The following is a 2224-nucleotide window of genomic DNA, read 5'->3' as shown; positions in this document are numbered from 1 at the left end:
AACGAGATCCGCGCCACGCGCGACACCGGGCCGAGCACGCGCGAGCGCGCGCTGTGGCTCGGCACCGGCGGCAGCTGGTGGCCGGTGACGGACCGGCCGCTCAGCTTCGATCTGCTGCTCGAACAGGCGGTCTGGGGCAATGGGGAGGGGCTGCTGCGCTTTGGCGCCGCGCATGAGCTGACGCGGCGCTGGTCGGTCGAGGGGACGGCCGAGCTTGGCCTCGCGCGCGACGGCACGGTGGGCGATCTGCGCCAGCTTCGGCTCGCCACGCAATACGACGTCTCCGATTGGCTGCGCGGCCATAGCGAGCTGACCCGCAGCGGCGGCGACGCGGTGCAGGGCCGGGTGGTGCAGGGGCTGCAGGCCGACTGGACCCGGGGGCCATGGCAATTCGGCCTCGGGGTCGAGCATTCCAAGCCCGTCGAGGGGGCGGGCGGCCGGCTGACCAGCCTGAGCGCCTCGGCCGATTGGCGCGCGGCGGATGAGAACTGGATCATCGAAACCGGCGTCGATCGCAGCTTTGGGGATGCGGCCACGCGGCTGTCGACGGATGTCGGCCTGGCCGGGCGGATCGGCGCGGATTGGACCCTTCTGGGCCGCAGCCGCCTTGCCCGCCAGCAGCGCGACGCGGGGCAGGACACGCGGCAGCACCGGCTGCGGCTCGGCGCGGCCTACCGGCCCGTGCTGATGCCACGGCTCGACATGCTGGGCTGGTACGAGCGCAGGCTCGACCACGAGGAGAGCCACGAGGCGGCGCAGCTCTGGTCGCTCGCGGGAAGCTGGCAGGCCGGGCCGGACCTGCGGATCGACGGGCGCTATTCGGGGCAGCGCTCGGTGCTCGACCTCGATGCCGGACCGGGGGGGATGCAGGCCGACACGGTGCTGACCCAGCTTGCGCGCATCGGCGGCGAGATCGATCTGCTGGATGATCGGATCACGCTTGGCCTCGATGCGATGCGGCTGTGGGACGATGCGGGGGCCGCGACCCACGCCCTGGGCGGCGAGCTTGGTCTTGCCGTGGGCGAGGGGGCGATGGTCGTCATCGGCTACAACGCCACGCGCCGCCGGGTGGCGCGGATGGAGGGGCTGATCGAGGAGGGCGCCTATCTGCGGGTGCGGATGGCGCTGGGTGACGGGCTTGTGGACCGGCTCGCGGAATTTTGGGAACGGTGAGGGCCGAGGCAGGCGGCGAAAAGCCCCGCCGTCTTGCGGGTAGGCCCCCTTACCGGATGTGTTGCCGGTCGCGCGCTGCCGATCGTGCGGCCCGCCCTTGGACATCGTTCGCCCCGAGCCTGAAGCGAAATCCGGTCGAAACACCCCTGCCGCCCGGCTCGAACCGGTCGTTTCGTGATACACTCCCTGTGCCGGTCAAACGGTGCCGGTGGTCTTCGCTTGGAGGAACGAGCCATGTTCGCAAGAGTGACACCATTCAAGATGAAACCTGACAGCCGCAAGGAGGCGGAGGAGATCATGACCCGCGTGAAGGACCAGATTATGGGCCTTCAGGGCATGCAGCACTTCGTCTGCACCATGAACGATGATGGCAGTGGGTATATTTTCGCGTTGCTCACCAGCAAGGAGGAATCGGAGACCAACCAGCCCCGCGTGAAGGAGATCTGGGCAAACTTCGCCCACTTGCTGGAAAAGCAACCTCGGGCCGAGGGCTTCGATGTCGTCCGGGACTGGGTGAAGGAGCCCGCGTAAGCGCCTTTGGATTGCCGCGCCCGGCAGGCCGTGACGGCCCGCCGGGCCCGCCGGGCCCGCCGAGCGCGGCTGCGCCTAGCGGTAGATCGCGCGCAGCTCGCGCTCGAAGCTGGCGCGGCTGATGGTGGCGCGGTTGCCCGCGACGCCGTGGTAATGCGACCGGCCCGAGCGGGTCGGGAGGCCGGCCCAGATCCGGGCGAGGTTGTCCATGAAGCTGTGTCGGTCGAGCTTCCCGGCCTCGAACCGCAAGAGCCCCGCATCCATCAAAAGCAGGTCGGCGAGGCTGTCCTGCACCTTTGGGGAAAACCGCGTCTCGCGCGACAGGCCCGCGCGTTGCACCAGCCGGCGCAGGGTCGGCGGGATGAACTGGTAGCGGCCGATGGCATGCGGTTGGCCCGGCGTGCGGGCGACCCAGTCGAGGATCTGGCCGATGGTCATCCGGGTCGGCGGCGCGGGTGGCATCCGCCGCGCGCCGTGCTGCACCGCGTCATAGCCCGCCTTGCCCGCCTCGGCCGAGGCG

Annotated in this window: 3 protein-coding genes; 2 read left to right on the top strand and 1 reads right to left on the bottom strand. The window is 70.3% G+C overall.

Going from position 1 to position 2224, the window contains the following annotated elements; translation table 11 throughout:
- The coding region (locus tag NHG85_RS05895; protein ID WP_253330693.1) for a hypothetical protein at window positions 1–1173 on the top strand (1173 nt) is incomplete at its 5' end.
- A 246-nt stretch (window positions 1174–1419) separates the two neighbouring features.
- Window positions 1420–1704 (top strand): hypothetical protein, encoded by a 285-nt coding sequence (locus tag NHG85_RS05890; RefSeq protein WP_253330691.1) that lies wholly within the window; start codon window positions 1420–1422, stop codon window positions 1702–1704.
- 75 nt (window positions 1705–1779) lie between these two features.
- Here the strand turns inward: NHG85_RS05890 and NHG85_RS05885 are convergent.
- The coding region (locus NHG85_RS05885; RefSeq protein ID WP_253330689.1) for a lysozyme family protein at window positions 1780–2224 on the bottom strand (445 nt) is incomplete at its 5' end.

The sequence above is a fragment of the Limimaricola litoreus genome (genome assembly GCF_024159025.1).
In the GTDB taxonomy this organism is placed as follows: Bacteria; Pseudomonadota; Alphaproteobacteria; order Rhodobacterales; family Rhodobacteraceae; genus Limimaricola; species Limimaricola litoreus.
This window is presented reverse-complemented; position numbering and strand designations above follow the sequence as displayed.